The following is a 25,443-nucleotide window of genomic DNA, read 5'->3' as shown; positions in this document are numbered from 1 at the left end:
AGTACCTATAAATGGGTATTCGTTCTGTTGGGCTCATTGTCAGATTTTGACCGTACACGGGGTATTGTGGATTTCCACATACCCAGATTAAAGTTGATCTAGAACAAATGCGGTTTTAGCAATCTAGCTGTTATGCTTTGTTTCAGAGGATTATTTAAGGCGATCTAAAACATGAGTTAAGCGTGGAGCACGTCGTTAACCTAAAATGAAGCCAGAATAAATTGGATAAACAGTCCGCTTGGAGAAAGAGATTTCAGTGACCGTTCGAAAACTAATGACCGTTGTCAGCCTTTGTTGGTTGAGCCTAACTGCAGGTGTGTGTGTCGCTGCTCAATCTGAACAAGCGATAGTAGCTTCAAGCACAAGCACAAGCACAAGCACAAACCAAAACACAGATGAACCCGACCAAATTATCGAGGTTGGTGTGTTGGCGACTCGAGGTAAGCTTTCGGCGCAGCAACGTTGGCAGCCAACAATGGATTGGTTGTCTGAACGCATTCCGGGTAAGCACTTTGTTCTCAAGCCTTTTAATTTAGAAGAGATGGCGGAAGCGGTGAAAGATGTCACGGTCGATTTTGTTGTCACCAATCCCGGTCAAGCAGTTCGTTTAGGACGTCAATACGCGCTCTCTTGGATGGCAACCATGACCAGTCACAATTACGACGATCAAGGTGTGAGCAGCACGCGCAGTATCGGTTCGGCATTAGTGGTCAGAAGGATGTCTCCGTATATCTCGTTTGAACAACTGAGCGGAAAGCCAATTGCTGCGGTTTCTGAAAACGCGTTTGGCGGCTACCTCACCATGCGCTATCAAGTTATGCAGGAAGGGCTGAACCCTAACCACTTTTTCTCTAATACTCAGTTCTTGGGTTTTCCTATTGATGCCAGTTTGTACCAATTGCGAGAAGGACACATTGAGGCGGCTGTGGTGCCTGCTTGTTTGGTTGAAAACATGATTGGCGAAGGTTTGCTGGTGGCTGGGCAATATCGAATCATCGGTAACCAAGCGCCTCAAGGCTTCCGATGCCAAGTGTCTACGCCTCTGTATTCCAACTGGTCGTTTGCCAAAACAGAACGAGCCTCTTCGGCACTGGCTAAACAAATGAGTCAGGTGCTGTTTTCAATGCCAAAGAGCAGTGCGCCAGCGATTGCGGCAAATGCTTCGGGTTGGACGTCACCAACTAGCCTGCTCTCCATCGATAAATTGTATCAGCAACTCGACATGCACCCACTGCAACAGCCATGGTGGAAAGAAGCGTTAATCTGGCTTAAGTACAATCAGCAATGGGCTTGGGCGTTCTTCATTCTGGTGGTGTTACTGAATGCTTACCACTTCTGGTTGGAGTACAAATTTAGCCGCAGCAAAAAACAGTTAGAAGCCACGTTGCACAAGCTAAAAAGTAAGAGTGAGCAACTTGAGCACTCTCAACGTATCGCAGTAGTTGGTGAGTTAGGAAGCAGTTTGGCGCACGAGATCAATCAGCCTTTGGCGGCCATTCGCAACTACAGCGAAGGTGGTTTATTACGGATTTCGAAGAACAAACCATTGACCGATATTGGACCCGTGTTCGAGAAGATTCAGTCGCAAGTGGATAGGGCTGACGCGATCATTCAACGCTTAAGAAATATGATAAAGAAACGCTCATCTGAGAAGTCGCAGACTGACATCGAGCAGTTACTCACAGACACCATTGAGCTGCTGCAATTTCGATTACAGAAACACAAGATAATCATTGAGCGCCACGCTGTAGGTAAGCCTATCCAACTGCATGTTGATCCTGTGGGATTGCAGCAAGTGATTGTAAACCTGATCAACAATGCGACTGACGCGTGTAACGCACAACAGTATCGCGAACAAAGCGCTGCGTCTGATATTTATAACAAAAACAGCGAACTACCAACAATTAAAGTGATTACCGAGTATCAACCGGATAAAATGATGCTGTCGGTTATCGATAACGGCACGGGCTTAGATTTTACTGAGCAGCAAGTCACTCAAGCCTTTGTGAGTAGCAAAGAAAACGGTTTGGGTTTAGGGCTTGCGATTTGCCAAGACGTGATTGAAGACCACAGCGGTCAAATGACCATTAAGTCACTGACTCCTCATGGCTGTCACGTTGCCGTGACGTTACCTTTTTCTCTTTCAAATGATTCATAAGGAATCTTGTTATGCCTGAACTTCATCAAACGTTGCCGGTTTATGTGGTTGATGACGATGAGTCGATGCGTGATTCGTTGGTGTTCTTATTGGAAGAGCATGATTTCACGGTGTCAGCCTATGAAGATGGCCCTAGCTTTTTAGACTCTGTGGATCTCACAAAGCCGGGCTGTGTCGTGCTAGACAGCAGAATGCCAGAGATGAGAGGGCAACAAGTTCATGAGTTGATGGTGAAAGCACAGAGCCCGCTGTCGGTTATCTATCTGACAGGGCATGGGGATGTGCCAATGGCGGTAGAAGCCCTGCAAGCAGGTGCGGTGAACTTCTTCCAAAAGCCAGTAAAAGGTGGGGAATTGGCCGAGGCAATCAAGCAAGGGTTAGAAGCCTCTGAAAAGCACCTTCACATGAATGTGTATCGCCATGCTTATGCGTCGTTGACCGAAAGAGAAATCGACATCCTTAAGCAGATCATTGATGGCAAGCGTAACCAGAAAATCGCCGATGAATTATGCATTGCGATGAGAACAGTCGAAGTACACCGAGCAAGCTTGATGAAGAAATTCTCAGCAAAGACGGTTGCGGAACTGGCTTACATATACGGACAATTGACTTAACTATCACTGTGCGAAATTTATGATGGAAATCCATCAACTTTACCACCGATATTTAGGTTTTTTCTGATGAAAGATGGTCTTCATTTGACACCTATATTGAAGCAAGATCACACCCTTTAGGGAGTGCATACCGATAGGCCTCGGTAGACTTTTTATCGTTATGTATTCCTGAGATACTGAACTAAGTTCATTTTAAGGTGGAACGCGTTAATAACGGCGCTTTTCCCTGTAATTCGAAACATTCACTATGGTTGATAACACCTCGATATCGAGATTTGTATCAGCCGAGTTAGGTTAAAATATTTTATGAGTACAATGGGAATCGCAATTGGTGCGACGGCTCTTTCGTTAATACTTGTAGCCGTGTGGCTGATTTCTTTATCGCTAAGAAAACAGCGCTTGGAACAAGAACGCAAAGCTCGTGCGGTCGCTTACCGAAAAGCGATTGAAAAAGCGCGCATCCAAGAGCAAAAAGAGCGCCATTTCAAAGCAGAAACCGGACATGTTCCGTCGATTCTATATTTAGCGAAAGAGGCCGAACGTAACAATATCAAGGAAGCTTTGTATTGGTACGATAAGGCCGCACATCTAGATAATGTCAACGGCATGTATGGCATTGTGCGCCTGAGCATGAAGCGCAAAGAAGACCTGATTTTAAGAGAAAAAGCCAATTTCTGGCAGCTTGCGATATCAGCGATGGATAACGATCTGGTGGCTAAATTTGAGATGGGTAAAGCACTCGTTTCTGGGCGCGGAACCGATAAGAACATCCCCAAGGGTTACACCTATATCGAAGAGTCGGCAATGGGCGGGAACACCGAAGCCATGCTGTTTATGGGCGAGTGGTGTCTAGACAAAGAAAACCCAGACTACTCCGCCGAAAGCTCGTTTGAGTGGTACCACAAGGCCGCTGAAAAAAATAACCTAGATGGCAAGATCAAACTGGGTATGAGCTATTTGAACGGTGTTGGTGTTGAGCCTAATCACGGTGAAGCGGTGTACTGGTTTGAAACTGCAGCGGAAAAGAACAGCGCAGAAGCCATGTTTAGAGCAGGCGAAGCGTGGATTGACCATGGTGAACATGGCAATGCAATTGCGTATATCTGGCTATTCTTGTCGGCTCATTTTGGCTACTCAGAAGCGAAGCATTTGCGGGATAAAGTTGGTGGTGAACTGGGTGTCGATGCCGTCGTGGGCTTACAAGCTCTAACTAAGCCGATAATGACCAAGCTGACTCAAGAAGCGATCACTAAGCATTCAATCATTAAAGCGCTCAATAAGCTCTATAAACGTAATATACCGATTCCTAAGAAAGTGAAAGAAGCGTCTGATGAAGAAGGTGAGGCATTAAAAGTAGATGCGAGCCATATAGATACTCAAACTTCGAGTGCTCAAGATACGAATGTCGATTACAGCCAGCAACCTAATACGGAACAAGCATCAACAGAGAGACAAGCGACCCCAAATAGCGACCCTCTAGACTTCAGTCAGTCCGCGGTTGAGTCTAACTGGAATAGAAACCAGTAAGTCGAGCTCATTGGCTTGATAGGTTCTCCTATGGTGGAGTAAGCGACTGAGAACTATTAAGTGACGGTCGTTTCAGCTTTAACCACGAATATCAGATAACAAAAAAGGGAAGCAGATGCTTCCCTTTTTATTTGCGTGTTGTTTGCTTTAAGAGCTAACAGCTAACAGCTAACAGCTAACAGCTAAAACCAACAGCTTATGATGCTTTGTTTTGCTCAGCTTTACATACTGCAGCAGTGAACACTACGTCAGTTGAGCTGTTAAGTGCTGTTTCAGCCGAATCTTGAATCACACCGATAATGAAACCTACCGCAACAACCTGCATCGCTACATCGTTAGAAATACCGAATAGGCCACAAGCTAGTGGGATAAGCAATAGTGAACCGCCAGCAACACCAGAAGCGCCACATGCCGATACCGCAGCCACAAGGCTTAGTAGAATCGCTGTAAAGATATCAATCTCAATACCCATTGTGTGTACAGCTGCAAGCGTTAACACAGTGATGGTGATTGCAGCACCTGCCATGTTGATCGTTGCACCTAGAGGGATAGATACAGAGTAAGTATCTTCGTCTAGGTTTAGCTTCTTACAAAGGTTCATGTTTACTGGGATGTTTGCAGCACTTGAACGAGTGAAGAATGCTGTTACGCCAGATTCACGAATACATTGCAGTACGAGTGGGTATGGGTTCTGTTTTGTTTTCACAAAGACAAGCAGTGGGTTAACCACAAGTGCGATGATCAGCATAGAGCTAAGTAGAACTGCTAGCAGTTGACCGTAGCTTGCTAGAGCATCGAAGCCCGTTGTTGCGAATGTCGTTGAAACAAGACCAAAGATACCGAATGGCGCAAGACGAATGATGAAGCGAACAATGTGTGAAACACTGTGGCTTAGGTCTTCGAAAACCGCTTTGGTTGTTGCAGATGCGTGGTGCAGTGCAAGGCCAAGACCGATTGCCCAAGCAAGAATACCGATGTAGTTCGCGTTCATTAGCGCGCTAACTGGGTTATCTACAAGCTTGAATAGAAGAGTATGAAGAACCTCAGCAATACCTTGAGGAGGGTTAGCACCTTCAGCACCTGCAACCAGTGTCAAAGTGGTTGGGAACATGAAGCTCAGTACTACAGCAGTCAGTGCAGCAGAGAACGTACCAATCAGGTAAAGCACAATGATTGGACGCATATGTGTATGCTGACCTTTCTTTTGGTTTGCGATAGAAGCTGCAACAAGAATGAATACTAAAATTGGGGCAACAGCTTTCAGAGCACCAACAAACAGACTACCTAGTAGGCCTGCGTCTTGAGCTGCTGAAGGAGAAACCATGGCGAGAACGACACCGAAAACAATACCAGCAAGGATCTGTAGGACAAGATTCCCACGAGCGATGCGGGCGAGCATGTTGTGATTTTGCATAAAATACCTGCAATTGTTAAATTATTATAGTGATGTATCTTTTATAAAGTTGTACCAAATCCAACTATACACTAGTGGAATGGGCGGTCATATTAGCGGGATCTTAGAGGGTGTCTAGGAATAGTTTACTTTTAGGGTGATTGTTTGCGCCACGTGGTGTTTTTAGAGCTAAATGTTAAATAATTGTATTTTGATTGAGCTATAAATCTGCGGAACTGCATTTATTAGACCTAATATACTGTAAATTTGGAAATGTAAATGCTCATAGGTAAGAACATTGTGTGCATAAATAGTCGCTTTGCTACCAAATTGAAACAAAAAGCCCCACGTGTTTAACACGGTGGGGCTTAGTCGTTTAAATAAAGCGTATTGTGATTAACCTGATTGGTTTAGTCGGTCGCTTTTTTTATGTTTCGGCTTTCTGACTGTACGGTTTTGTACATCTTGGAAAGCTGTTTGCTGTTCGCGCGTTGCTCTGCCAATGAGGCGCCATTTCTGGCTTGCTCTTTTAATAACTTTTGATAGTTAGTAAATCGTCTTTCAGACAAATCACCCTCCTCAATGGCTTTGCGTATCTTGCAACCCGGTTCTGATTCATGATGACAATCAGAGAATCGGCAATGCATGGCTAACTCTTCGACATCAGAAAAGGTTTCACTCACGCCTTCAGCACAGTCAGCAAGTTGTAACTCTCGCATTCCTGGAGTATCGAGCAGTAAACCACCCGATGTTAGCAAGTGGAGAGAGCGTGATGTGGTGGTATGACGGCCTTTACTGTCGTCTTCACGAATGCCACCCGTAGCTTGCTGAGTTTCACCAAGCAATGAGTTTACTAGCGTAGATTTCCCCACACCAGATGAGCCCATCAAAGCGACGGTTTTGCCGGTTTTACACCAAGGTGACAAGACTTGAGTTGATTCTTGGTCAAGGCTGTTTACCGCTTCGATCATCAACATAGAATCTAAGCTTTGCACTTGTTGTACTTTGTCTTCGTAGTCGTCACATAAGTCTTTTTTGGTGAGTACGATAACCGATTCAACCTGTGCTTCATTGGCGAGCGCTAGGTAGCGTTCGATACGGCTTAGATTAAAGTCATTGTTTAATGAAACCACGATAAAAACCGTGTCGATGTTAGCCGAAATATATTGTTCTGCGACGCGACTGCCCGCTGCTTTACGGCTGAAGAGTGATTGACGCTCTAGCAAGCGGTCGAATTGCAGCTCAGAGTTCAAGATTACCCAGTCGCCAACCGTCATTGCGGGTTGGTTCTGATGGATAGGCAGAACGATTTCGCCTTGTTCTGACGCCAGTGTATAGCCGCTTCGATGGTGCGCGGTAATACGAGCAATGACGGAGTGGTCATAGTCTTCGAGTGTCAGTTGTTGTTGGAATACAGGTTGCCATCCAAGTTGTTGAAGTGACATTGGATGAGAAAATGCGTTTTGTGAATTCATGTTTATTTACCCAGACGTGCGAGCTTTCTTTTCTTGTGAGAGCATTAAAGTCTTATCAGTGCATTAAAGTCTTATGAGAGCATTAACATCTTGTGAGATCTCAGGTTATTGACGAGATCAAAAAGTGTTGATGAGACCAAAAAGCGTTGATGAGATAAAAGCATCGAGACGTCAAAAATGTTTTGAGCTTGGGTCGAATTCATATAGATAGGACCCCGGATTAAGTCATGCGTTGTTGAGCATGCAGGTATTGATCACTTACAGATCAATAGTAAACCGGGTAAAAGTGTGCGGTAGCCAGTAGCCAGTAGATGGCTTGATGTTGGTCGTTCTAAATTAAAGTTTGCTTAACCAAACAAATTAACGCGTTACTTTTACTGCCAGTTTTAGTGTTTTCATTACAATCATCTTCTATTCTCCTTGGTTATTAATGTGGTCAGGTTTTGAATAAAAAGCGAGCTCAGTTTAACAAAAAGCCACGATGGCGAGAAGTCATCGTGGCTTAATTTATTTCATTGATTGTGAATCCGATTAGTGATGATCGTGATTCATCTTTTTCATGCCGCTCATTACTTTCTTAACTGGCGCTTCAAAGGTTTGCGTTTCACCGTTAGCGAAAGTCAGAGTCATCTCGATCTGCTCACCTTCTTTTAGACCATCTTTTAGGTCGAACAACATAATGTGCAGGCTGCCTGGTTTAAGTACCGCTTCACCATTCGCAGGGATTGTGATTTGTTGAACTTGGCGCATCTTCATTACGTCGCCATCAACGATAACATCATGAAGCTCTACCTTGCCTGCTGCTGGTGTGGTTGCAGAAACAATAGCGCGATCTTTATCGCTGTGGTTCATCAGAGTCGTGAATACCGCGCTGTTCACTGCTGAGGGTGGTGTTGCGCGAGCGTACGCGTCGTGAACCATAATGTCGCTATTCGCGTGAGCAAAGGGAGTGAGCAATAAGCCTGCTAGAGCAAGTGCTTTTAACTTCATGTTGTTGTCCTTATTTTTATGTTTTGGTCTGGGACCTGACTTTATGTTTGAACTTTATTCGTTAAGTTCTTTGTTATTACGTTTTACTGCGTCAGTTTGTTGATAGCCTCAACAATTGGCGCCGGCGTTAACGTGTGCGGTACTTTAGTAATCAAGGTACCGTCGGGCTTTAAAAAATAAAAATATGAGCTGTGGTCAAGGGTATATTCCAACTCTGAACCTTCAAGCTTGGTTTTTCTGAAAATAACACCGTAGTTATGTGCAAGCGTTGTAGTCACATCTAACGGGCCACTTAACCCTTCCATCAATGGGTGGAAGTATTGTGCGTATTCGTAAGAAGCTTCTGCGGCGTCACGCTCAGGGTCAAGAGAGACAAACATCGGGCGAATTTTCGCTTTTGCTTCATCTGACACTTGGTTAAGTGCACCAGCTAACATTGCTAGTGAGGTAGGGCAGACATCAGGGCAACGTGTGAAACCGAAGTAAACGATACGAATTCTGTCGTCGGTTTGGTCAAAGATTTCCGTTGGCTGGTTATCCTTACCAAAAAGGGTTGTTGCAGAGAATTCTTGCTTTGCAGCATGTTGCTCTTGAGCTTCGTTTTGTCCATCAAGGTAACTTTTGACACCAAAGCCAAGTACAAACGCTACCACTAATGCTAACGACCAATTCTTACTCATCTTGCCATCCTTATTGCAGGGTTTACGGTTTCGACACCATCGGTGAGTTCGCCAAGCCAAGTCATTTTATCCATGGTACACACAGGTAAAATTACATCACCTTCATAGGTATTGTTGCCAGTATTCTTTAATTGAAAACGTGCTGATCCCATTTCCATCTCTAAGCCAGTGAGTGACAGCATTAATGTTTCAGATGCTGCGCCTTCCCAAACGACTTTGATTTTAGTCGGAACCAGAGGCTGTGCCGTCTCATGCTCAAGCGTCATCGCAACGGTATTTTGCTCACACGATTCTGTTGAAAGCATGCAGTAATCATCTAAATTAACGTCAGCGGGAGCGTGCACCATCGCTGATTTAAAATGCTGAATTGCTTGCGGCCCATAAAAGCCTGCCACGAGAGCGATTCCAAGAGCTGCAACCTTTAATGCTGGGTGCATGTCGTGTTCTCATCTAATTTTATAAGAGCGGCGATGTTATCACACCCCTCAATACGTGCTTGTATCAAAAAGCAATTTTGTGCGTATGGTAGATATAAAAAAGCGAAGCCATAAGCTTCGCTTTGATTCAATTCACAAGGTGCGTCGCTATCTAAGCTCGGCACCCTACATGCTAATTTCAGCACGATTGTTAGAGATTAGTCAGCATTGCGCTCAGCAAACTTTTCTAAACCCAGCACTAGCGCGATAGCCACCAACATCATGATCACCGATAAAGTGAGCTGAGAAGGTTGAGACGTTACCGCTTCGAAATTGAACGGAGATAGGTTCTCTTGAATCAGTGGTACTTGCTCACCTTTCGAGTTGATGCGCCAGCTGATGGTCTCTTTCCAAGGCCAGATCTTAGGTAGCGTACCGATCATTAAACCCGTTAAAAACACCAATGTGAAATCGCGGAATGAGCGTAGTAACCAAGAGAGTACGTGCGAGAAAGTCAGTAGACCAATCACACAACCAGCTAGGAATAGGGCAAGTACATCGATTTGAAACGATTTAACAGCGCCAAGCACTGGGCCATACATACCAATCAGAAGCAGAATAAAGCTGCCTGAAATTCCCGGTAGAATCATCGCGCAGATCGCAATCGCACCCGCAATCAAGACGTTGATGCTGGTTGGCTCCATTTGCAGTGGCTTAAGCACGGTAATGCTATAAGCGAAGGCAACACCAAGCAGTAAAAAGACGAATCGAATCATATCGCGCTTTTCTACTTGTTTAAGAATATGGAAAACCGACACCAAGATTAGACCAAAGAAGAAAGACCACAGTGGAACAGGGTGCGTGACCAATAACCAAGAAATCAGTTTTGCGAATGTTGCAATGCTGGTGAATACGCCCGCGAACAGTGAAATCAGGAAGAAACCGTTGATGTGGTTAAACGCAGCTTTGAAGCCTTCACGTTTCCATAAGCCAAGTACGCTAGGGTTAATTCTGCGAATGCTTTCTAGCAGCGTATCGTAGATACCAGTGATGAATGCGATGGTTCCGCCTGACACGCCAGGGACAACGTCGGCTGCGCCCATTGCCATGCCTTTGAAAAAAGTACTTAAGTAGTTCATTGCTTCATAGAGTTGAGGATGATTTTGTGCAGTATACAAACTTTAGTGTAAAAAAAGTATGAATATGCCACTGGGGCGCTGCTTTTATTACCGCTTTAATTGTAAGGCAATAAGTTGAAGTGAACTTTGGCCTAATATTTAAAATACAACCACTTAGTGATTTATCATTAAGAGTATCGATGAAACTGGTCTCTTATCGATATTGCATCTTGGTTGCATTATGCAAATGCACTTTGCAATTCGCATGTGAAAAAGGCGGTTTTTATGCGATGCAGGGCTTATAAAACGCTAAATTAAAGTTGGCACGCTAACTGCATTATATTAACTGACCCTTCTTAAGCCGAGGGTCACCTAGCCAACTGACGTTGTTAGTGAACTTATGATTTGTTCACAAATATATAGAGCCAATCGCGATTATTGCGGTTGGCTATTTTTTTGCCTGTCGTTTGGCCATCTCTAATTTCTATCGCTTATTCCCCAATCTCCAAGTGAAAAAAAAGCCAGCCACCATCGGTGACTAGCTTATATTTTTCTCGAATCAATCTCGAACCCGTTTTAATACCCCATCAACTGCAGCAAGTTCTCTGCTGTGCTTATCGCTTCTTTACGGTTAGCAATGTTGAGCTTTTGGTACAGGTTACGAATGTGAGTCTTGATTGTGGTACCTGCTACATCAAGTTCTTGAGCGATTTGCTCGTTACTGAACCCGGAGTAGATCAGACCAAGTACTTGCCATTCACGCTGGGTGAGTGGGCTCGTGCGTACAAGCTCAGGAATGTTCGGGTGATTAACCAAGTTTTCAACAAAGTCTTCATCGAAGTGAACCGAGCGACTGCGTTGAGTCGTCGAGATATCTTTCATGATTTGTTGTGCGCGGTGACGTTCTAGATCACCTAAGCCTGGCTTGTTGCTCAACTTATCCAAGATATGCCCGATAGTACCGCCATCGACCAAGAAGTTACCGACCATACCGGTTTGGTTGGTCATGTGTAGGGCTTCTTCTAGCAATACGCGCGCACTGTCTTCATCGTTGATCTGGGTGCGTAATACCGCTTCAACGATCAAATTCCTGTTGGTGTCGGTAATCAGGTGCGAACGCTGAGCTTCACTTTTCAGGAATGCTAGCGCTTCTTCAGCTTCTTCATACTGCTCAAGAATGATGTGAGCACGCACGATGTTACGCCATTGAAGCTGGCAGAAGTGGTTGCTTGCTGACTCAGGGCGAACAGCAACGCTCAACCAGTCACGGATTGCGTCTTTATCGCCTTTCACTTGCCAGAACAAGATCAGAGACAGGGAAGCATTCGCCGTCCAATCCACATGGTAAGTTGATTGGCGCAACAAGTGCTGAATTTGGTCGATAAACTTCGACGCTTTATCAATTTCGCCACGGCTCAGTGAAATACGAGCCAGCATTGAGTAGCTGTGTAGGTGCTTACTTGGTGAATGGTGACCAAGAATATCTAAACCCTTGTAGCAACACTCTTCCGCTTCATCTAATCGGTTCCAACACCAGAAGATTTGAGCTCGAACACGCAATAAGAATTCATGCAGAGGCACGTATTGAAGTTGGTGTTCTTCAATCAGTTTGAAGGCGCTGTCTTGCAGTTCAAATGCAGCTTGAACATAGCCTTGAGCAATCAGAATTTCGCTTTGTTGCAGAATCGCCCATAGCGCTTGATGGTAAACCTGATATTGGCGAGCCAACTTCTCAGTTTGCTGCATCATTGGCAGAGCACGGCTCAGGTTACCCATTACGTGATTCACTTCGCCAACAACCGAGGTTGCGACAATGCGACTACGGTAAACCGTTGTATTCAGCTGGCTCAATGAAAGCTCTGCAAGCTCGAGTGCTTTCTCTGGCTCATTGCTGTTGATCGCGACTTGTGCACGCAAGGCGTTGTACTGGCCTTGCTGCTGAGTATCCAGTTCGATGTTTCGAGCTTGATACTGAGTTTCGGCTTCTTCTAACAGAGTACCCACTTGATCATAGCGGTGCTGACTTTGCGCTAGCCATGCACGCAGCATTGACAGTTTCGGCTCACTGTACAGCTGATCGGTTGTGAGCTGCTTGATTGCCATCTCTAGTGATGACAACTCACCTTGGTTGAACATCTGCCAACCGTGTTCACTGAGGATCTGAACAATCAGTTGTGGATCGTCCGCGCGCTGTGCGTGTCGCAAAGCTTGGTGAGGTGTTTTCTGTTTGATCCAAGCTTTAGCTGCACTGCGATGTAATTCCGCCTCTTGTTGCGGAATGCGAGCTTGGCGCTCGTGGGCGAGGAACTCACCAAATAGATTATGGAAGCGATACCAGTTCTTCTCGCCTTCGAGAGGGTAGATGAACAAACCAAATCGGTTGAGTGATTCGATCATGCCGAGCGCGTCTTCACGTTGTGTTAGTGCGCAAACAAGCTCGTCATTGAAGTGATCAAGCACTGAGCACTGCATCAAGAACTGTCGGGTTTCTTTGTCTAGCAGGTCAAATACTTCTTCAACCAAGTAATCCCAAAGGTGGGCATGGTTAAAGTGGGAGAACGACTCGGCAGATTGTGCCAGTGTGCGTTTTTGGTGCTGTGCTTGAAGGGCAATAAGCTGTAATGCAGAAGGCCAACCCTCTACATAACTACAAATACTGCCTGCAGTGGTGTCGTCAATGCCGTCGGCTACGCGTTGATTGAAGAAGCGTGTGGTTTCTTCTGTATCAAAAGCCAGAGAGTCGTTGCCAATCTCAATCATCAAATCACGAACGCGCAGGTTAGCTGTACCAAGCGGTGGTGTGCCGCGACTGGTCACAACAAGTGTTAGGTTGTCGGGCATGTGTTTGAGGAAAAAGCGCATCGCTTCATGGATGTCGTCATTGTTCACCAAGTGATAGTCGTCCAACACAAGGAAACACTCGTGGTGGAATTCAGACATCTCAGCAAACACTTCACTTAATAAAGAATGCAGCGATGAAAACTGTCGTTTCTCTGCCAGCTTTTGGGCATTCGGACAGGCATTTTGAGTCGCTTTATTAAGGGATTGAAGTAGGTAGTTGATGAAACGGAAGGCATCGTTGTCGCTATCATCGATGCTGTACCAACCTACATTAGGTTTTTCTACCAGCCATTGGGCAGCCATGGTGGTTTTGCCGTATCCAGCTGGAGAGCGGAACAGTACTAGCTTATAGCAATCTGCATTCTGAAGCAGATCGAGAACCCTAGGTCGCAGAATTGCATTGTGTAAGCGGCCGGGACGAGTCAGTTTCGAAGGGATCCACATGTCGAAGTTTTACACCTATTCCGTGGCTATGTTCTGGAATATCCCAATCTATCGTTGAGTGCAGTCCAATGACATTAGCCTAATTACTTAAGTCTTTACTCATATTACGTGAAGCAAAACGATACCGACTATGATCCTCCTCAGAAACCTTGCACTCCTGCATGTTTTTGGGCTTCTACGCCCTTTATTTGTGACTTTGCTCACCTTACGGGGTGGTTTGTGAATGTGACTTTGTCCTTTATTACACATGTTTTTATGTAATAGATGAGAGTCCAAAAATATTTTCGTGATCTGAAACTCAGATTTGGCAATGACTTTAAATGGGTTAAATAAAAGTCACATCAATTGAAGTTAAGTTATCGAACGGGAGCTTGTGATCTTAATCACTCCAAGTTTTTATTCTGGGCTAGAACATGAGAGTCAGATCACTAACCCAATCTGGGTACGCCCCCTACGCCCTCCCATCTACTCCTAGTTAGTCGTACGGCCGGGAGGATGTTTAGTTATTGGTGACCATGCACGATATGTCACAGATGAATTAGAACTATTAAAAGCGAGATTTCTGAAATGAAACCAACTCAGCAAAAAACTTTCGATAAAGTGTCATTCCAAGAGAGTGTTAAGAAACATCTATCTGCAACCTACGCAACAACAGTAGAAACCGCTGACAGCCGTTCATGGTATTTAGCGATGGGTCGTGCTCTTGCTGAGCTAACGACATTCGATCTGTTAGAAACAGAAAACGATGAAAAAATCAAAAACGCGAAGAGTGTTAACTACCTTTCGCTAGAATTCTTGATTGGTCGTCTGACAGGTAACAACCTAATCAGCATGGGCCTGTATGAGCAAATCACTCATGCAATGGAAGAGCTAGGTCAAAACCTAACTGACCTTCTAGAAGAAGAACGCGACCCATCACTAGGTAATGGTGGTCTTGGTCGTCTAGCTGCATGTTTCATGGATTCTTGTGCCGCTCAAGAATACCCAACAGTAGGCTACGGTCTTCACTACGAATACGGTCTATTCAAACAGTCTTTCCAAGACGGTCGTCAACAAGAAGCACCTGACGCATGGCGCGGTGTTGAAGGTTACCCATGGGAAGTCGCTCGTCCAGAACTAGCACAACACATTGGTTTTTACGGTCATGTAGAAGTTGAATTCATTGACGGTAAAGAAGTACGTACTTGGGTTCCAGGTATGGAAGTAAAAGCAATGCCTTGGGATCTACCAATCGTAGGTTACGAGTCAAGCACGGTTTACCCGCTGCGTCTTTGGGAATGTCAGGCAATCGCACCATTCTCACTAGCAAGCTTTAATAACGGTGATTACTTCGAAGCGCAACACTCGCTAATCGATGCAGGTAACATCACTAAGGTTCTTTACCCGAACGACAACCACGAGAAAGGTAAGACACTGCGTTTAATGCAGCAGTACTTCCACTCAGCAGCATCGGTTCGCGATATTCTACGTCGCCACGAAGCAGCAGGTTTTGCTCTAGAAGATCTGCCTAAGCAAGAAACGATTCAGCTTAACGATACGCACCCAACAATCGCGATTCCTGAGCTAATGCGCATCCTGATTGACGAGAAAGGTCTATCTTGGGATCAAGCATGGGAAATCAGTGCTCACACGTTCGCTTACACGAACCACACACTACTTCCTGAAGCACTAGAGACTTGGTCTGAATCTTTGATCAATCGTCTTCTTCCACGTCACATGGAAATCATCTTTGAAATCAACCACCGCTTCATGCAAGAAGTTCGCAAGATGTGGCCTGGTGACGGTGAGAAGCAAGCGAAGCTTTCTATCATCCAAGAAGGTTTCCACCGCATGGTTCGCATGGCAAACCTATGTGTGATTGGCTCTTACAAAGTGAACGGTGTAGCTGCGCTTCACTCTCAACTGGTTAAGAAAGACTTGTTCCCTGAGTTCAACGAAATCTTCCCAGGTAAACTGACTAACGTAACGAACGGCATCACGCCACGTCGTTGGTTGAAGTTCTGTAACCCAGGTCTATCTACGCTAATTACTGGCAAGATCGGTACTGAGTGGCCAGCAAAACTTGAGCAGCTAGAAGGCATCGCTAAGTTTGCAACAGACGCGAAATTCCAAAAAGAATTCATGGCTGTTAAGAAAGAAAACAAACAGCGCCTTGCTGATTGGGTTCAAGAGAACATGGGTATCGAGCTAGATACTAACGCTATCTTCGACGTTCAAATCAAGCGTCTACACGAATACAAGCGTCAGCACCTAGACTTGTTACACATTCTATCTCTGTACCACCGTATTCTTAACGAACCTGGTTTCGAGTGTGAGCCGCGCGTATGTTTCTTCGCAGCGAAAGCAGCACCGGGTTACCACCTAGCGAAAGAGATCATCTTCGCAGTTAACAAGATTGCAGAGAAGATCAACAACGATCCTCGCATCGGCAACAAGCTCAAAGTGGTATTCATCCCTGACTACCGTGTAAGCATGGCTGAAATCATCATCCCTGCAGCAGACGTTTCTCAGCAAATCTCACTGGCTGGTAAAGAAGCATCTGGTACGGGCAACATGAAGATGGCTCTAAACGGCGCTCTAACTATCGGTACGATGGATGGCGCGAACGTTGAGATTCGTGAAGAAGTTGGCGATGAGAACATCTACATCTTCGGCCTAGACGTTGATGGCGTTCAAGCACTGAAAGCTCAGGGCTACAACCCATACGACTACTACAATGCAGACCCACTACTGAAAGCATCTCTAGACCTACTGACTGGCGATGAGTTCACTCCAGGTCAACCAGGTCTTCTACGTGCGACGTTTGATAGCCTGTTAGACGGTGGTGACCCATACCTATGTCTTGCTGACTTCGCATCTTACGTGAAAGCGCACGAAGATATGGGCACGCAATACAAAGACCAAGCAGGTTGGGCTAAGAAAGCAATTCTTAACACAGCATTGGTTGGTAAGTTCACATCAGACCGCTCTATCCGCGACTACGTGAACAATATCTGGAAACTAGAAGCGGTTAACCGTTAATAGTTCCCAAGTAGCCAAGGCAGCCTCTGCCTTGGCTCAATTAGCTTGTGAGCAAACAGATGGCTTATCCGATAGCAATGCTTACAAACTGATTGTCACAAGCTAATTGATTAGTCAAAAATTAAATAAACAACCCTACAAAAATTGAAAGCGTCAGAACGTTTTCGGAGAGAGCGATGAAAGAACAGACCGTATTAAAACAAGTCGCAGAAATGGCAAACATTGCCGACAGTTACGTTAGTGCGTGGGGCGATGAAGCACAGGTATCAGACGAAACTATTACGTCTCTATTGGCTTCATTGGGCTACGATACAAGCAGCGATGATGCACTATTAAAGTCAGCAGAAAGAAAACACAAAAAAGATGTACTAGACCCAGTTCTTGTCTTGCGTGATGGTGAGCCAGTAGAAGTGGCGCTGAATTTAGGTGTTAGTGCTCGTGAAAGCGAGTTCAGCTGGCGCTTAGAAACCGAGCAAGGAGAGGTACTCGAAGGCTATCTTCAATCTCAAGTCGTTCGTGATGAGCGTGCCGAGGGTGGCCCTTTAGTGTTTGCATTGCCAAGTGATTTGGCATGGGGTTATCACAAGCTAATTGTGAGCCGTAAGCGCCGTAAGAAGCCTTACGAGATGACACTGATCATTACGCCAAAAGCGTGTTTCAAGCAGTCTCCAATTGAGCAAGGCAAAAAGCTTTGGGGGCCAAGTGTTCAGCTTTACACACTAAGAACTCAGCACAACTGGGGTATTGGTGATTTCGGTGACCTAAAACAGTTGGTTGCTGATATCGCGTCTCGCGGCGGTGACTTTGTCGGTCTAAACCCGATTCACTCATTGTTTCCTGCGAACCCTGAAGGTGCGAGCCCGTACAGCCCGTCTTCACGTCGTTGGTTGAACATATTATACATTGATGTGAGCTCAGTACCTGAATTCGCATTAAGTGCAGAAGCACAACAAACCGTAGGCAGCGCAGAGTTCCAACAGCGCCTACAGAAAGCTCGTGATGCACACTGGGTGAACTACACCGAAGTGTCTGAGTTGAAGATGAGCATCTTGCCTTTGCTATTCGCAGAGTTTAAGACTCGTCACCTAGACAAGAATAGCGATCGTGCACAAGCCTTCCTAGCGTTTGTGGAAGAGGGCGGCGATAGCCTGATGCACCAAGCGGCGTTTGATGCACTGCACGGTGAACTGCATGCTGAAGATTCTGGCATGTGGGGATGGCCGGTATTCCCTGAGAAGTACCGCACATTCGACAGCCCAGCAACACAGAAATACATCAAAGAGAACCTAGAGCAAGTGCATCTTTACATGTACCTGCAATGGTTAGCAGATTGCCAAATCAATGATGCTCAATCGCTTGCTGAAGAGAAAGGCATGGCAGTCGGTCTGTACCGAGACCTAGCGGTAGGTGTTGCAGATTCAGGCAGCGAGACTTGGGCTGATGAAGGCAACCTAGTAATGGATGCGAGCATCGGTGCTCCGCCGGACATTCTTGGTCCTCTAGGCCAAAACTGGGGCTTACCACCACTGAACCCAGAAGTGCTGCTAGAAACAAGCTACGACGCTTACATCAAGCTGCTTCGTGCGAACATGAAACACTGTGGTGCACTGCGTATTGACCACGTGTTAGGTCTACTGCGTTTATGGTGGATTCCAAAAGGTGAGAACGCAACGAAAGGCGCGTACATCTACTACCCAGTACAAGACATGCTCTCGATTCTTGCGCTTGAATCTCACCGTTACCAATGTAGCGTTATCGGTGAAGACTTAGGTACGGTGCCAGATGAGATTGTAGACATCCTAGCGGATGCTGGCGTGCACTCTTACAAAGTGTTCTTCTTTGAAACATCAGAAGAAGATGGTGGTTTCATCTCTCCGAAGCACTACGCATCACAATCAATGGCGGCACTGTGTACACACGATATGCCAACATTACGCGGCTTCTGGCATTGTGATGATTTGAAGATGGGTCAAGAGATTGGTTTATACCCAGATGCAGCACAACTAGAAACTCTGTTCGATGACCGTCTTGAGTGTAAGCAAGGTATCTTAGATTCAGTAGCATGGCACGGTTTCCTACCTGAAGGTGTTGGCCGCGATGCAAGCCAAGTACCGATGGACTCTTACCTTGCGGAAGCACTTCAACTGCACGTTGCTGCTGGTGGTTCAACATTGCTAAGTGTTCAATTGGAAGACTGGCTAGAGATGGATAAGCCAGTAAACATTCCTGGCACCGTCGATGAGTATCCGAACTGGCGTCGTAAACTATCAATGAACTTGGACGAAATCTTTGCTCATGAAGGCGTTAATCGTATCGCTTCTAAGCTGACAGACGTTCGAGAAAAAGCAGGTAAGTAATGACATTGAGTGACTTGAATATAGGTGGTTTTTTGCTTACGGCGTACGAAACTACAACCTCGGTCACTCAATAATGAATGCTCATCTGGTAGAATAAACCGTCGTTATATTGCCCGCACTAATAGCGGGCATTTTTGTATTATATTTTTTGGATGTTTGGTTAGGGAGAAACGTTTTGGAACTAAGTTCGATTTCAAAGCAAAAACAAATATATACCCAACTATCACAGGCTTGCTTCACAGACCCATTTGCGTTTTTAGGTCCATACCTACCTTCTGATCAAGGTGCATTACGTGTATGGATTCCTGGAGCAGATAAAGTCGAGTTGATTGTTGGAAAGGAACCTCGTATTGAGTTAACGCGAGAGGGTGAAAGTGGTTTCATTCTTAAGCAAGAAAGAGACTTACGTTTTACTCACTATAAGCTTGCAGTTGATTGGGCTGGAGTAGAGCAGATCATTGATGATCCATACCAGTACCATGATTTGTACGCGAGCTATGAAGATCTTCATACACCGAAAGATATGTACCATCACATGGGGGCTCAGTTTATTTCGCTAGAGCGTGATGGACAGACGATTTCAGGTACTCGTTTCTTGGTGTATGCACCGCACGCAACAGCGGCAAGCTTGGTAGGTAACTTTAACTCTTGGGATGGTCGTCGCCACCCAATGCAGCGTCTAGATTACGGCATGTGGGGCCTATTCATTCCAGAACTGGAAGAGGGCGCTCAATACAAGTTTGAATTAAAAGGACCTGATGGCGAAGGCTTACCGCATAAAGCTGACCCATGGGGTTTCTACTCAGAACAATACCCATCATTTTCTTCTGTGACTTACGATCACGCTCGTTACGAGTGGCAAGATGCTAAGTGGCAGAATCGTCCAGTAACGCAAAAGCGTAAAGAAGCGCTTTCGTTCTATGAATTACATGCCGGTTCTTGGAAGCGTAATGCTGAAGGCGAATTCCTAAATTACCGTGAGCTAGCGGCAGAACTGATTCCATACCTAACGGATCTTGGCTATACGCACGTTGAATTGATGCCTGTTTCAGAGCACCCATTCTATGGCTCTTGGGGTTACCAGCCTGTCGGTCTTTTCGCACCAACCAGCCGTTTCGGTTCACCGGATGACTTCAAATATTTTGTAGACCAATGTCACCAAGCGGGTCTTGGCGTTGTACTTGACTGGGTTCCAGCTCACTTCCCAAGTGACGATCACGGTTTAGCTAATTTTGATGGTACGCCGTTATTCCACGATCCAGACCCACGTCGTGGTTGGCACCAAGACTGGAACTCGTACATCTATGACTTAGGTCGTGAACATGTACGTCGTTTCTTGGTGGCAAACGCGCTGTACTGGTTCGAGCAATTCCATATTGATGGTATCCGTGTTGATGCGGTAGCTTCGATGCTCTACCTCGATTATTCACGTAGCCATGATCAGTGGATTCCGAACGTGGATGGTGGCAACGAGAACTATGATGCTATTGCTACCCTTAAGTGGATGAACGAAGAAGTATACAAGCACTTCCCGAATGCGATGACCATTGCGGAAGAATCGACGGCGTTCCCTGGTGTTTCAGCACCAACCTTTATGGGCGGTTTAGGCTTCGGCTTTAAGTGGAACATGGGTTGGATGCACGATAGCTTGTCTTACATCCAAGAAGATCCAATCAACCGTAAATATCACCACGATACAATTACTTTCCCGCTGGTTTATGCACACAGTGAGAACTACGTATTGTCTCTGTCTCACGATGAGGTGGTTTACGGTAAAGGTTCTATCCATAACAAGATGCCAGGTGATGAGTGGCAGCAAACGGCTAACCTACGCGCTTACATGGGTTACATGTATGCACAACCGGGTAAGAAGTTGAACTTCATGGGGGCTGAATTTGGTCAAACGGCTGAATGGAACCATGACGACCAGCTTCAATGGTTCTTATTAGATTATGAGCGTCATCAAGGTGTTCAACGTTTAACAAAAGACCTGAATAATCTTTACCGTTCTGAAGCTGCCATGCACGATCTTGATTTTGATCCGAAAGGCTTTGAATGGCGTCTGCAAGATTCAGCAGAAGCGAGTATCCTAGCGCACGAACGTATCAGTGAATCTGGTGAGCGTATATTGGTAGTATCTAACTTTACACCAGTACCTCACGAGCACTTCCGTTTAGGTGTGCCAGTACAAGGTAATTACTCACTATTGTTGAATACAGACTCGACTGACTACGCCGGTAGTGGTTTTGAAGTGAAGCAGACTGCGAAGATCGAATCAGTAGAAAGCGAAGGTCTGGATACATCGATTGAGTTGCGTTTACCGCCGCTATCGACGGTCTTCTATAAACTGAATTCGTAATATAATTCACGTAGTAGAAAGTATAAAAAAGGGAGCCTTCTGGCTCCCTTTTTGTATTGAATATAAATGTTCGTTTGGCTTAATGCTGCTTGAAGTTCGTAAGATGGAACATTGAGCGTCCGACGACAGTTTCAAGAATACGAACCGAGTCGGTACCAAAGCTCTCAAACATCTTCTCTCGAAATTCGCCATTTGAGCTGAGGTCGAACTCTTCAGGGCTTTTAACCTGAGACGCATGAAAAAACATGAGTTTAATAACGTAACGGAACTGTTCATTATCTAAAGCATCTTGCCAAGATTGAATAAACGCCGCTTCTGACGAGAAGTCTAAGCTTTGGATAACAATCGATAACATGTGCTTGTGAAGCACTGAGCGGATAGCGCGTGTCGATGAATAATAGCCCTGAAGCGTCGTTAAACTAATGCCAATTTCTTGAGCAATCCTTGCATAAGTTAGTGCTTCATGTCCTTCAGCCAGAAAAAGGTTTAGTACGATTTCATCGTAGTGTTTTTGGTTTTCTAGTTTCTGTACTTGAGTAATTCGAGCCATTACAAATCTCTATTGAGTGTAACATTCTGTAAACACGTATATTAAGAGTTTCTGATAGAAATCTCAAACCCTATAGGTAAAAAAAACGTCAGTTTATCGTCAAAAGCCGATAAATATAGATCGTTCGTTTGAATTTCAAGCAGCTCTGAGCCTATACAAAAACACCGCTCTATTGAGCGGTGTGTTATTTTAAGCTGTTGTTTATATATGGTAAATAAAAACTAGAATGGATACCAAAATAATTCAGGCTCAACAATACGTTTTACAATGGCCAATATCACTATCAAAGCGATGACCGTTAAGCACATAAAGTCGATACGTTTGAGAGGTGCATAGCTGTACCAAGTGCGAGATTTATGTCGTCCGAAACCGCGCAATGTCATCGCATTTGAGATCTCATCTGCTCGATCCAAGCTTGAAAAAATCAATGGCCCTAACACTTTTGCAACATTTTTGATGCGGGTAATGAGTGGTGCCTTCTTGGAAAGTTCTACACCGCGAGCCTGTTGGGCGTGCATGATATTGACGAAATCTTTCTTAACTTCTGGCAAATAACGTAGCGTTAAGCTCACCGCATAAGCTATTTTGTAAGGAACTCCGATACGGTTGAGGCTTGCTGCGAACTCAGTTGGGTGCGTTGTGAAAACAAAGATCAGCGCTATCGGGAACATGCTCATGTATTTGAGCGTAACGGTCACCAAGTAAAACAGTGTCTCTTGGCTCAATGAGTAATTGCCAGGAAGCGTCAATAACAGCGTTTCACTGCCGATGAGTTCAGGACCTTGTTGTGGAGCCAGTAAATACATAAATAAGGCATTTAGGCTCAGAACACTTGCAGTACCAACCAATAGCGGCTTGTAAACTCGCACAGGAACTTGAGTCAGCTTTAATAGATATAAGCCTGTCAGGATTAAAACAACGATGAGTCTGAGATCGAACGTTGTAAGGACAACGGTTACCCAAGCTAAAAACAGCGCAAACTTGGTGATGCCATTGAGAGCGTGCAGCGGCGATTTGGTATCGATGTAATTGATGCCGAATTTTACTTTTGATGCATTCATTGAGCGCTTCTCTCGTAGTCGATGAAGTACTGCATAAATGCATTGGTGTCGTCGATTTTCATCATGGTAGCGAGTTCATAAATGCTGGTGGTACAAAGATTTGCACGTTCTAATAGCGATGGTTGACTGAATACTTCCGTCATCGCGGCATTGGCAATCAGCTTGCTGTCTGCAATCACGATTGAACGTGTGGTGTACTCGAGAACGAGGTGCATGTCGTGTGAGATGATCACAACGGTGATACCTAGGTCGCGGTTGAGTTTTTGGATGAACGCCAGCATCGATGTGTAGTTACGGTAATCTTGACCTGCAGTTGGCTCATCTAAGATCAGAAGTTCTGGTTCTAAAACTAAAATAGACGCTATTGTTACGCGCTTTTTCTGGCCGTAACTCAGTGCTTCGATTGGCCAGTGGCGAAATTTGCTCAAGCCACAAAGCTCAAGAACGTATTCTACTTTGTCTTTGATTTCGTCTTCTGTAACGCCACGGTTACGAAGGCCAAATGCAACCTCATCAAAAATCATATGATGCGAGATCATATGGTTCGGGTTCTGCATTACCACACCGACTTTCTGACTTCTTTCGAAGATAGAAAGCTCAGACAAGTCTTCGCCGTTCAGGTACGAAGAGCCAGAATCCGCGTCAATCACACCCATGATGATCTTGGTGATGGTCGATTTACCTGAACCGTTCTTACCCAATATTGAAACAAACTCACCCTTGCCAATCTTAAAGCTGACATCTTCGAGTGCGTTTTTTTCACCGTCGTAAGAGTAAGTCAGGCCATGCACTTCGAGCAAAGGCTCATACTGCTTTTCAGCAACGGGAGTAGGGCGTTCAGCAAACCAAGCTTGAACGGTTGGGCGGAACCTTTTGTAGTCCAAAGCTTTGAGGTTGGACAGTTTGTCTTCGCTTGTTAAAGGTGCTTTGGCTGCTTTAAGAGCTGATAGGTAAAGTGGTTCGCGAATACCGTGTGTCTCAAGCAGTTCAGAAGCTAAGATTTCATCGGGTGTCATGTCTGCGACGATTTCGCCGCGTTCCATTAAGATCACACGATCAATATCGCGATGCAGAACATCCTCAAGGCGGTGTTCGATAATCACGATAGTCTTGTTGGTTTCTTTATGAAGTTGATCGATGATCTCAATCGTTGCCTTGCCGGTCTTAGGGTCAAGGCTTGCTAAAGGCTCATCAAATAGCAAGATATCAACGTCATCAACTAAGATACCCGCTAACGATACTCGTTGTTTTTGACCACCAGAAAGGTCGTGTGGAGAACGATCGAGCATATCCGCCAAGTCGACCATTTTTGCAGTCGACTTAACGAGAGGATACATATCGATGTTCGACATCAACTGGTTTTCCAATGCGAAGGCGATGTCTTCGCCGATACTTAAGCCGACAAATTGGCTGTCAGTATCTTGCAATACCGTGCCGACTTGCTCGGTATAGTCGTGCATTGAAAACTCAGAGATGTTCTTGCCGTTGATCTCTAAAGAACCGGAAACCTCACCTTTAATCGCGTGAGGGATTAGACCGTTAAGACACTGACCTAGGGTAGATTTACCACTACCACTTGGTCCAATAATGACGATTTTCTCTCCTTTCTCTATCCTTAGATTGATATTTTTTAGCGTCGGTTTATCCAGCGACTCATATCTAAAAGAGAAGTTCGAAAATGCTATAGTCATTATCGCTTATGCCTCAGTCAGGTTGCGGCTTTGTTTGTTACGCTTAGCGACTGATTTTAGGATCAGGAAGCCAACAACAGCGATCAGAACGGTATTACCCGCTGCGATGATAGACAGTTGAGTGAAGACTTTAGTAAACGGTTCTGCGTATAAGATGGTATCTAGGAATGCGGAACAGCCGTAGCCGACAACATTACCTGCGAGAGCCAGTACGACAAATAGCGCAAAATCTTTCATTGGTAGTTCGCCTTGTTGAAGACGGTTTTTAGTCATCATAGGGAATAGACCAATAACCATGCCCACGATACCTGAGCCTAATACCCAAGTTAACCATACGCCCCAACCTGCGAATAAGTCTGTTACCCAGTGGCCAATGAAGCCTACCAAGAAGCCTACAATTGGGCCGAACAAAACAGAAAACAGTGCTAGAACTGCCATTGCTGGTTTCAATGTCGTGTTCGCAAACACTGGGACACCAAACATAGGTAAACCACCAATGCCGTACAGTGCCGCGCCAATGGCGATAACGACGACTGTTTTAGCTGAAAAGTTCATAGATAACCTCGAATACTGAAAGATAAAACATGATAAAGAACGAATATTCGCCATTATTAATATGCGTCTCAATGAGAACGTTTTTTGGGCAAATATAAAAAATAAGGCGCGCATTATACAGTAGAACCCTTCCATAAGGGAAGGTAAGTGTCTAGATGTCTAAAATTCCATCTGAACACGTAAATATGATGAA

The 25,443-nt window shown here is 45.1% G+C and carries 17 protein-coding genes; 6 read left to right on the top strand and 11 right to left on the bottom strand.

Annotation, left to right across the window (positions count from 1 at the left end):
• Positions 1–256: 256 nt before the first annotated feature.
• From FLM53_RS23010 to FLM53_RS23000, 3 genes are all read left to right on the top strand, one after another.
• Positions 257–2,158 (top strand): sensor histidine kinase, encoded by a 1,902-nt coding sequence (locus FLM53_RS23010; protein ID WP_176679250.1) that lies wholly within the window; start codon positions 257–259, stop codon positions 2,156–2,158.
• Between the two features lie 11 nt (positions 2,159–2,169).
• The gene (locus FLM53_RS23005; protein WP_176679251.1) at positions 2,170–2,772 is read left to right on the top strand and encodes a response regulator transcription factor; all 603 of its coding nucleotides are present in this window, start codon (positions 2,170–2,172) and stop codon (positions 2,770–2,772) included.
• 306 nt (positions 2,773–3,078) lie between these two features.
• Positions 3,079–4,299: a tetratricopeptide repeat protein gene (locus FLM53_RS23000; protein WP_176679252.1), complete on the top strand. Its 1,221-nt coding sequence runs from the start codon at positions 3,079–3,081 to the stop codon at positions 4,297–4,299.
• Positions 4,300–4,495: 196 nt separating this feature from the next.
• Here FLM53_RS23000 and sstT read toward each other — a convergent pair whose 3' ends face one another.
• The 7 genes from sstT to malT all read right to left on the bottom strand — a co-directional run bounded on the left by sstT (position 4,496) and on the right by malT (position 13,656).
• Positions 4,496–5,713, bottom strand: a complete 1,218-nt coding sequence (gene sstT, locus FLM53_RS22995; RefSeq protein WP_086714851.1) for a serine/threonine transporter SstT — start codon at positions 5,711–5,713, stop codon at positions 4,496–4,498.
• Positions 5,714–6,102: 389 nt separating this feature from the next.
• A complete protein-coding gene (rsgA, locus tag FLM53_RS22990) occupies positions 6,103–7,167 on the bottom strand; it encodes a ribosome small subunit-dependent GTPase A (protein ID WP_176679253.1) in 1,065 nt (354 codons plus the stop codon).
• A 531-nt stretch (positions 7,168–7,698) separates the two neighbouring features.
• Positions 7,699–8,157 (bottom strand): copper chaperone PCu(A)C, encoded by a 459-nt coding sequence (locus FLM53_RS22985; RefSeq protein WP_176679254.1) that lies wholly within the window; start codon positions 8,155–8,157, stop codon positions 7,699–7,701.
• 83 nt (positions 8,158–8,240) lie between these two features.
• The gene (locus FLM53_RS22980; protein WP_176679255.1) at positions 8,241–8,837 is read right to left on the bottom strand and encodes an SCO family protein; all 597 of its coding nucleotides are present in this window, start codon (positions 8,835–8,837) and stop codon (positions 8,241–8,243) included.
• On the bottom strand, positions 8,834–9,274 hold the full coding sequence (locus FLM53_RS22975; protein ID WP_176679256.1) for a hypothetical protein: 441 nt from the start codon (positions 9,272–9,274) through the stop codon (positions 8,834–8,836). Before FLM53_RS22975 ends, FLM53_RS22980 begins: the two co-directional genes overlap by 4 nt.
• Positions 9,275–9,471: 197 nt before the next feature.
• Entirely contained in the window at positions 9,472–10,392 is a 921-nt protein-coding gene (locus tag FLM53_RS22970) for a DUF368 domain-containing protein (protein WP_176679257.1), read from the bottom strand.
• Between the two features lie 555 nt (positions 10,393–10,947).
• The gene (malT, locus tag FLM53_RS22965) at positions 10,948–13,656 is read right to left on the bottom strand and encodes an HTH-type transcriptional regulator MalT (protein ID WP_048661010.1); all 2,709 of its coding nucleotides are present in this window, start codon (positions 13,654–13,656) and stop codon (positions 10,948–10,950) included.
• Between the two features lie 567 nt (positions 13,657–14,223).
• On the opposite strand from malT, the gene FLM53_RS22960 reads away from it, so the two are divergent.
• The 3 genes from FLM53_RS22960 to glgB all read left to right on the top strand — a co-directional run bounded on the left by FLM53_RS22960 (position 14,224) and on the right by glgB (position 21,393).
• Positions 14,224–16,677 carry a glycogen/starch/alpha-glucan phosphorylase gene (locus FLM53_RS22960; RefSeq protein WP_146491011.1) on the top strand — a complete coding sequence of 818 codons (2,454 nt, stop codon included), beginning with the start codon at positions 14,224–14,226 and terminating at the stop codon, positions 16,675–16,677.
• Between the two features lie 176 nt (positions 16,678–16,853).
• Positions 16,854–19,034, top strand: a complete 2,181-nt coding sequence (gene malQ, locus FLM53_RS22955; protein WP_176679258.1) for a 4-alpha-glucanotransferase — start codon at positions 16,854–16,856, stop codon at positions 19,032–19,034.
• Between the two features lie 175 nt (positions 19,035–19,209).
• Positions 19,210–21,393 carry a 1,4-alpha-glucan branching protein GlgB gene (gene glgB, locus FLM53_RS22950; RefSeq protein WP_176679259.1) on the top strand — a complete coding sequence of 728 codons (2,184 nt, stop codon included), beginning with the start codon at positions 19,210–19,212 and terminating at the stop codon, positions 21,391–21,393.
• Between the two features lie 79 nt (positions 21,394–21,472).
• Here glgB and FLM53_RS22945 read toward each other — a convergent pair whose 3' ends face one another.
• The 4 genes from FLM53_RS22945 to FLM53_RS22930 form a co-directional block, all read right to left on the bottom strand.
• Positions 21,473–21,943 carry a TetR/AcrR family transcriptional regulator gene (locus FLM53_RS22945; RefSeq protein WP_176679260.1) on the bottom strand — a complete coding sequence of 157 codons (471 nt, stop codon included), beginning with the start codon at positions 21,941–21,943 and terminating at the stop codon, positions 21,473–21,475.
• Between the two features lie 221 nt (positions 21,944–22,164).
• Positions 22,165–23,004 carry an energy-coupling factor transporter transmembrane protein EcfT gene (locus FLM53_RS22940; RefSeq protein ID WP_176679261.1) on the bottom strand — a complete coding sequence of 280 codons (840 nt, stop codon included), beginning with the start codon at positions 23,002–23,004 and terminating at the stop codon, positions 22,165–22,167.
• The gene (locus tag FLM53_RS22935; RefSeq protein WP_176679262.1) at positions 23,001–24,695 is read right to left on the bottom strand and encodes an ABC transporter ATP-binding protein; all 1,695 of its coding nucleotides are present in this window, start codon (positions 24,693–24,695) and stop codon (positions 23,001–23,003) included. Before FLM53_RS22935 ends, FLM53_RS22940 begins: the two co-directional genes overlap by 4 nt.
• A 6-nt stretch (positions 24,696–24,701) precedes the next feature.
• Positions 24,702–25,250 carry an ECF-type riboflavin transporter substrate-binding protein gene (locus FLM53_RS22930; RefSeq protein WP_048662433.1) on the bottom strand — a complete coding sequence of 183 codons (549 nt, stop codon included), beginning with the start codon at positions 25,248–25,250 and terminating at the stop codon, positions 24,702–24,704.
• Between the last annotated feature and the right edge of the window lie 193 nt (positions 25,251–25,443).

The sequence above is a fragment of the Vibrio sp. Scap24 genome (genome assembly GCF_013394185.1).
Classification (GTDB): Bacteria; Pseudomonadota; Gammaproteobacteria; order Enterobacterales; family Vibrionaceae; genus Vibrio; species Vibrio pomeroyi.
Note: the sequence above shows the minus strand (reverse complement) of the source record. Positions and strands in the feature narration are given on the sequence as shown.

Coding starts and splice junctions, on each gene's coding strand:
- FLM53_RS23005 (WP_176679251.1), top strand. CDS start 2,170: ATGCCTGAACTTCATCAAACGTTGCCGGTTTATGTGGTTGATGACGAT.
- FLM53_RS23000 (WP_176679252.1), top strand. CDS start 3,079: ATGAGTACAATGGGAATCGCAATTGGTGCGACGGCTCTTTCGTTAATA.
- sstT (WP_086714851.1), bottom strand. CDS start 5,713: ATGCAAAATCACAACATGCTCGCCCGCATCGCTCGTGGGAATCTTGTC.
- rsgA (WP_176679253.1), bottom strand. CDS start 7,167: ATGAATTCACAAAACGCATTTTCTCATCCAATGTCACTTCAACAACTT.
- FLM53_RS22985 (WP_176679254.1), bottom strand. CDS start 8,157: ATGAAGTTAAAAGCACTTGCTCTAGCAGGCTTATTGCTCACTCCCTTT.
- FLM53_RS22980 (WP_176679255.1), bottom strand. CDS start 8,837: ATGAGTAAGAATTGGTCGTTAGCATTAGTGGTAGCGTTTGTACTTGGC.
- FLM53_RS22975 (WP_176679256.1), bottom strand. CDS start 9,274: ATGCACCCAGCATTAAAGGTTGCAGCTCTTGGAATCGCTCTCGTGGCA.
- FLM53_RS22970 (WP_176679257.1), bottom strand. CDS start 10,392: ATGAACTACTTAAGTACTTTTTTCAAAGGCATGGCAATGGGCGCAGCC.
- malT (WP_048661010.1), bottom strand. CDS start 13,656: ATGTGGATCCCTTCGAAACTGACTCGTCCCGGCCGCTTACACAATGCA.
- FLM53_RS22960 (WP_146491011.1), top strand. CDS start 14,224: ATGAAACCAACTCAGCAAAAAACTTTCGATAAAGTGTCATTCCAAGAG.
- malQ (WP_176679258.1), top strand. CDS start 16,854: ATGAAAGAACAGACCGTATTAAAACAAGTCGCAGAAATGGCAAACATT.
- FLM53_RS22945 (WP_176679260.1), bottom strand. CDS start 21,943: ATGGCTCGAATTACTCAAGTACAGAAACTAGAAAACCAAAAACACTAC.
- FLM53_RS22940 (WP_176679261.1), bottom strand. CDS start 23,004: ATGAATGCATCAAAAGTAAAATTCGGCATCAATTACATCGATACCAAA.
- FLM53_RS22935 (WP_176679262.1), bottom strand. CDS start 24,695: ATGACTATAGCATTTTCGAACTTCTCTTTTAGATATGAGTCGCTGGAT.
- FLM53_RS22930 (WP_048662433.1), bottom strand. CDS start 25,250: ATGAACTTTTCAGCTAAAACAGTCGTCGTTATCGCCATTGGCGCGGCA.